5 protein-coding genes are annotated in these 6,032 nt (G+C 64.5%); 4 read left to right on the top strand and 1 reads right to left on the bottom strand.

Going from position 1 to position 6,032, the window contains the following annotated elements; all coding sequences use genetic code 11:
- Window positions 1-170 precede the first annotated feature (170 nt).
- Window positions 171-350, top strand: a complete 180-nt coding sequence (locus J4G38_RS25795; protein ID WP_210521727.1) for a hypothetical protein — start codon at window positions 171-173, stop codon at window positions 348-350.
- 89 nt (window positions 351-439) lie between these two features.
- Here J4G38_RS25795 and J4G38_RS25790 read toward each other — a convergent pair whose 3' ends face one another.
- The gene (locus J4G38_RS25790) at window positions 440-985 is read right to left on the bottom strand and encodes an RNA 2'-phosphotransferase (protein WP_210521726.1); all 546 of its coding nucleotides are present in this window, start codon (window positions 983-985) and stop codon (window positions 440-442) included.
- A 365-nt stretch (window positions 986-1,350) separates the two neighbouring features.
- Between J4G38_RS25790 and murB the strand changes: the two genes are divergently transcribed.
- The 3 genes from murB to J4G38_RS25775 all read left to right on the top strand — a co-directional run bounded on the left by murB (window position 1,351) and on the right by J4G38_RS25775 (window position 6,031).
- The gene (gene murB / locus J4G38_RS25785) at window positions 1,351-2,385 is read left to right on the top strand and encodes a UDP-N-acetylmuramate dehydrogenase (protein WP_210521725.1); all 1,035 of its coding nucleotides are present in this window, start codon (window positions 1,351-1,353) and stop codon (window positions 2,383-2,385) included.
- Window positions 2,386-2,516: 131 nt separating this feature from the next.
- Window positions 2,517-3,542, top strand: coding sequence for a fibronectin type III domain-containing protein (locus J4G38_RS25780; RefSeq protein WP_210521724.1), 1,026 nt, complete (start codon window positions 2,517-2,519; stop codon window positions 3,540-3,542).
- A gap of 122 nt (window positions 3,543-3,664) precedes the next feature.
- A complete protein-coding gene (locus J4G38_RS25775; protein ID WP_210521723.1) occupies window positions 3,665-6,031 on the top strand; it encodes a phospholipase D-like domain-containing protein in 2,367 nt (788 codons plus the stop codon).
- The last annotated feature ends 1 nt before the right edge of the window (window position 6,032 follow it).

Here is a 6,032-nt window from a genome sequence, read left to right as displayed (position 1 = left end):
AGTACGGCCTCCACGAACAAGCGCGTGTCCTTGGCCGTCACGCCGCAGGCATTCGCTTGGCCCGGCAAGAGTGGCGAAAGGCGTTGCCAGTGCGGGTCGGTCAGGAATGTGCGGTCTTTTTGCATCTTCAAAGCTACCTTAATTGTTCACACGTCCTAGTATGGACGTGCGTGCTGGCATTCGCCGCCATGCTGTATTGGGTGTTTTTTCGGGCCCTGCGGCTGGTGTTCAAAAACTCGAACCGCTGCCGTGGCCAGTGGTCCACCAGCTTACGGCAGGGTTTCTGGCACGCCAGCCTATACACGGTGTGGATTTACGGCATCATCATGGCCGCGCATTATCTACGCTAATGCTGTAGCGCGGACTTTGTAGTCCGCGTCCCCGCGCCGTTCGGCAATCGTCCGGGTATCTGCTGGGGACGCGGACTACAAAGTCCGCGCTACGCCTCTCCCAAATGCTGCGGCGGCACCGCATCCACCAGCCACACGCCGTTGCCGGACTCGTAGAAAACGATGCCCGCCGCGTGCATCGCCGCCGCGTCCACGGTCAGGATAATGGGCTGGCCGCGCCGGGCTCCTACACGGCGGGCCGTTTCGGCATCGGGCGAGAGGTGAACGTGGTGCCGGTTCATTTTCTGCAAGCCCTCGCGCCGAATGGCGGGTAAGGCCGCCGGGGCCGTGCCGTGGTAAAGGATGGCGGGCGGTACGGCGGGCAACAGCTGCAAATCAACCGCCACGCTGTGGCCCTGCTGCGCCCGAATGCGGGTACCAGTGGCATCAAAGGCGAAGCGCTGCTTGTCGCTGCCAGTCACTATTTCGGTTAATTCTGACGGGCTGATGGGCGTGCCGTGCGCCGCGCAAGCCGCCAGTAGCTCGGCCACGCCCACCCAGCCGCCTTCTTCCAACTCCAGGCCGATAGCGGCGGGGGTATGCCGCAGGTGCAGGCTGAGAAACTTACTGAGGCGGGTGGCTTGCTTGGCATCCATAGCCCCAAAAGTGGCGAAGGGCTCATCATCATTCCTAGCTAAGCCCCCTTGCTGATGTTCCGGAAGCGGGGCCGCGCCATTCCCGACCCATACCGCACCACTCCCGACCCAGGCTGTGCTATTCCCGACCTGGGTCGTGCTATTTTCGACCCGGGCCGTGCTATTTCCGACTAGGGCTATGTCATTTGCGACCCGGGCTGTGTCATTTCCGACCCGGGCCGTGCCATTCACGACCCGGACCGTACTATTCCCGACCCGGGTCGTGCCACTCGGGGCCGGTTCCAAACCACTCGGGGCCGGCTCCGAACCACTCCCAACCGGTCCCGCACCACCCAACCCTGGCCCGCCGCCGATACCTTTGCGGCATGCTCCTCGAAGAAAACGTCTCCCTCCTCCCCTACAATACGTTTGGCCTCGACGTGCAGGCCCGCTATTTCGCCCGTTTCACCTCGGCCGATGAATTGCGCCAGCTCCTGAAGCTGCCCCAGGTGCAGGCCGCCGACAAGCTCATCCTCGGCGGCGGCTCCAACCTGCTGTTTACCCAGGATTTCGCCGGCGTAGTGCTCAAGAACGAGATTCACGGCCTGGAAATCACCCGCGAAGACGGCGAAACCGGCACCGCGCTCGTGCGGGCCGGGGCTGGCGAAAGCTGGCACGGCCTCGTCGAATACGCCCTCGACCAGGGCCTGAGCGGCATCGAAAACCTTTCGCTCATCCCCGGCACGGTGGGCGCGGCCCCGCTCCAGAACATCGGGGCCTACGGGGCCGAGCTGCGCGACACCTTCGACCATTTGGAAGCCGTCGAAATCGGCACCGGCGAGGGGCGCGTGTTCACGGCCGCTGAGTGCGGCTTCGGCTACCGCGAGAGCGTGTTCAAAAACGTGCTCAAGGGCCGGTTCGTGGTCACGGCCGTGGTGCTGCGCCTGCACCGCCAGGCCCGGCCCAACGTGCGCTACGGCGCCATCAGCGACACGCTGGCCGAGCTGGGCATCGAGGGCGAGCCCACCCCGCAGGACGTGAGCCGCGCCGTGGTCCACATCCGCCGCTCCAAGCTGCCCGACCCGGCTGAAATCGGCAACGCCGGCTCCTTCTTCAAAAACCCCGAAGTATCGCAGGCCAAGTTCGACCACCTCAAAGCCGAATACCCCGAGCTGCCCGGCTACCCCGTGCCCGGCGGCGTGAAAGTGCCCGCCGGCTGGCTCATCGAGCGGGCCGGCTGGAAGGGCCTGCGGCGCGGCCCCGACGGCGGCACCCACGGCGTGCACGACCGCCAGGCCCTCGTGCTGGTGAACCACGGCGGGGCCACGGGCAGCGAAGTCCGCCAGCTCGCCGAGGAAATAATCACCTCCGTACGCCAGCAGTTCGGCATCGAGCTACACCCGGAAGTCAACATTTTGTGATTATTTAGCATTGGGTATCAGCACTGCTTTTTCGGTGGGTAATGACCGGGAAATGCGGAATTTGTCCCCAACTTTGTAATCGTTTTTTGCTCACGCTTTCCATTGTTGGTCTACTTATTCTTCAATTTGCTATGATGACCAATCTGCTACTCGCCGGCGGCCTGATGGCTGGCGCTTCAGTTGCCGCACGCCCCGCACCAGCGGCCACGCCGCCGCCCGTGCCCGGCGTGCCCCCGGTCCTGACCGTGAAAACGGCCCGCGCACTGGGCGCCGGCAGCACCGTCACGGTGCGGGCCGTGGTCCTGAACGGGGCCGAAATGGGCAACATCCGCTTCGTGCAGGACACCGAAGCCGGCCTTGCGCTCTACGCCCAGCCCGCCAAGCTGCCGGGTTTCGGCGAGTTGCAGGCCGGCGACAGCATTCAGGTCACGGGCCAGCTCAAGCTCTACAACGGCTTGCTGGAAATGGACCCCGTGGCCTCGGTTCACAAGCTGGCGGGGGGCGTGCCCCTGCGCGCCATTCAGGTGCCCGTGGCCGACGCCGCGGCCGCCTTCAGCGAAGCCAACGAAAGCCGGCTGCTGGAAATCAAGGGCGTCAAGCACCTGCTCAGCCCGGTCGGCACCCCGGTTACCACCCTGGCCGGCAACGCCAACTACCTGCTCGACGGCCTGCCCGGCACGCTGGTGCGGGTAATGGCCGCCAGCACCGGCCCCAACGGCCTGATTGACGCCGCCCCGCCCGCCGGCGAAACCTTCGACGTGCGCGGCGTGCTGAGCCAGTACGCCCCCGGTGGCACCGGCGGCTACCAGCTGCTGCCCCGCCTGGCCTCCGACCTGGTGCGCGGCGGTGGCCTGCCCCGCCTCATCGAAGAGCCCGTGCCCGTCGACGTCAGCGCCACGGGCTTTACCGTCGTGTATTCGACGTTGAACGCCGGCGACACCCGTGTGCGCTACGGCCTCGATGCCAAACAGCTGAAGGAAATCCGGCTCGACCCCACCCCCACCACCCGCCACAGCCTCACGCTGAGCAACCTGATTCCGGGCACCACCTACTACGTGGAAGTGAGCTCGCGCAACGCCGCCGGCACCGAAACCGCCGCCCCCGTGCCCTTCATCACCGGCAACGGCAAGCGCGCCCGCCCGGGCACCAAAAACTAAAGCGCCCCATTCGGCCGGTTTCCGGGTGTCCATCGCGGTTTGTTCCGCTGAAATTCAGCATCTTTGTAATCCGGCTTCGGGCTTTTTACTAAACTTAATCGTTTAATAACCTTGTTTTCTTTATGAAGAAATTTACCCTGTTGACATTGCTGTGCGCGGCCATCTGGCGGCCCGTGGCGGCCCAAACTGTTATCACCATCGCGGCGGCGCGGGCCCAGCAGCCCACCACGAACGCCACGGCGGGAGCCACCGTCACGGTGCGCGGCGTGGCCACCAACGGCAACGAGCTCGGCCCGATTCGCTACTTTCAGGACAGTCAGGCCGGCATCGCGGCCTACGGCGGCAGCACCGGTACGACGGCCGCCGTCAAAGCCGTGTTTGATACGGTCCTCCCCGGCGACAGCATTCAGGTAACGGGCCAGCTGAAGCAGTTTTACGGCTTCCTGGAAATCGACCCCATCACCAACGTTACCATCATTGCCGGCAACCGGCCCGTGGTGCCCGTGTCGTTCCCGGCCGGCAGCATCACGCCGGCCTTCGCCGAGCAATACGAAGCCATGCTGGTGCGCATCAACGGCATCACGTCCATCAACACCGCCGCCGGGGCCGCGGTCACTTCCTTCGCGTCGATTCCGGCCGGCTACCGCATCAACAACAGCGCGGCCACGCCCCTCTACATCAACGCGGCCAGCACTGGTCCGTACGGCCTCATCGGCAAGCCCGCTCCCACGGGCCTCTACGACGCCATCGGCCTCATTAGCCAGCACATGACCAGCAACACCGGCGCGGTGAACCAGACCACCGGCTACCAGCTGCTGCCCCGCCTCTACGCCGACTTTTTGCAGGGCCTGACGCCTAACCTGATTGGTACGCCCACGCCGTCGAACATCACCACGACGGGCTTCACGGTTAACTACCTCACCCAAAATTCCGGCACGACCAAAGTCTACTTTTCGACCTTGCCCAACCTGCCCAGAGCAAGCACCGACTCGGTTTTCAGCACGGCAAACACCACGGCTCACAGCATCGCCCTCAGCGGCCTGCAGCCCGCCACCGTGTATTATGTGCAAGCCATTTCGGTTAACAGCGTGGGCCGCTCGCAGTCGCGCGTAATCCCCATGATTACGCAGTCGCTCTCGACCGGCAAGATGCGCGTGTACTTCAACAACGCCGTGGATAACACCCTGGCGCTGCCCGGCAACAACGCCGTGTACCTGCCCAACGGCCACATTGCCGATACGCTGGCCAGCTACATCAACAAGGCCCGCAAAACCCTCGACATCGCCATTTACAACTGGAACAACACCGTCATCCTGAACTCGGTGAACGCGGCCTACGCCCGCGGCGTGAAGGTGCGCGTGATTTACGAAGACGACAACGCCAACGTGAGCATCGGCACGCTCAACGCCGCCATTCCGCGCGTGGGCCGGCCCAACCAGACGGGCAGCAGCAGCAGCGCCATCATGCACAACAAGTTTGTGATTATCGACGCCGACACCAGCAACGCCAACGTGCCGTGGGTGTGGACGGGCTCGACCAACTGGACCGCCGCCCAGCTCGCCACCGACCGCAACTCGGCCATTGCCATCCAGGACCAGAGCCTGGCCCGCGTCTACGCCATCGAATTCAACGAAATGTGGGGCAGCACCACCCTCACGTCCGGCACGCTGCTCTTCGGCAACCGCAAAACCGACAACACGCCCCACTTCCTGCGCATTGGCGGCCGCGACGTGCAGTCGTACTTCTCGCCCACCGACAACGTGAACGGCCGCCTCATCGAAACCGTGCAAACGGCCGATAACGACCTGCACTTCGCGTCGATGCTCATCACCCGCGCCGACATTGCCCGCGCCATCCGCGACCGGGTGCAGCTGCGCAACATTGCCCAGTGCACCGAGGGCGTGACCAACGACACGGCCAGCACCGACGGCTCGGGCAACAACTTCCGCGTCATCCGCTCGGCCATTGGCAACCGCATGATTCTCAAGCGCGGCTCCTACATCTTCCACCACAAATACCTGCTGGTGGACGCGGGCGCGTCGCAGTCGGACCCCACCATCTTCCTGGGTTCGCACAACTGGACCAACTCGGCCGACAACGAGAACGACGAAAACACGCTCGTTATCCACGACAACCGCATCGTGAACCAGTACTACCAGGAATTCTCGACCCGCGTGTCGGAGCAGAATGCGGGCGTGGCCGTGTGCCGCCTCGTACTGGCCACCCGGAATGGCAGCATTCAGGCCAGCACCCTGCAGGCGTATCCTAACCCGAACCGCGGCAGCTTCAGCCTGCACCTGGCCAGCACCACGGCCCGCACCGCCACCATCGTGCTGCGCGACGTGACCGGCCGCGTGGTGCTCACCCAGACCCAGCCCCTCATCGGCACCGACCTGACCATCGACGCCACGGCGTTGAAACCGGGCCTGTACCTGGTGCAGGTAACCACCCCCGAGGCCGTGCAGACGAGCCGCGTGGTAGTGGAGTAAG

Source organism: Hymenobacter terricola, assembly GCF_017921975.2.
GTDB classification, from domain to species: domain Bacteria; phylum Bacteroidota; class Bacteroidia; order Cytophagales; family Hymenobacteraceae; genus Hymenobacter; species Hymenobacter terricola.
The sequence above is the reverse complement of the archived record's forward strand: the minus strand, read 5'-3'. Positions and strand labels throughout refer to the sequence as shown.

Excerpts from the sequence above, each read along its gene's own strand:
- J4G38_RS25775 (WP_210521723.1), top strand. The coding sequence starts at position 3,665 with ATGAAGAAATTTACCCTGTTGACATTGCTGTGCGCGGCCATCTGGCGG.
- J4G38_RS25780 (WP_210521724.1), top strand. The coding sequence starts at position 2,517 with ATGATGACCAATCTGCTACTCGCCGGCGGCCTGATGGCTGGCGCTTCA.
- J4G38_RS25790 (WP_210521726.1), bottom strand. The coding sequence starts at position 985 with ATGGATGCCAAGCAAGCCACCCGCCTCAGTAAGTTTCTCAGCCTGCAC.
- murB (WP_210521725.1), top strand. The coding sequence starts at position 1,351 with ATGCTCCTCGAAGAAAACGTCTCCCTCCTCCCCTACAATACGTTTGGC.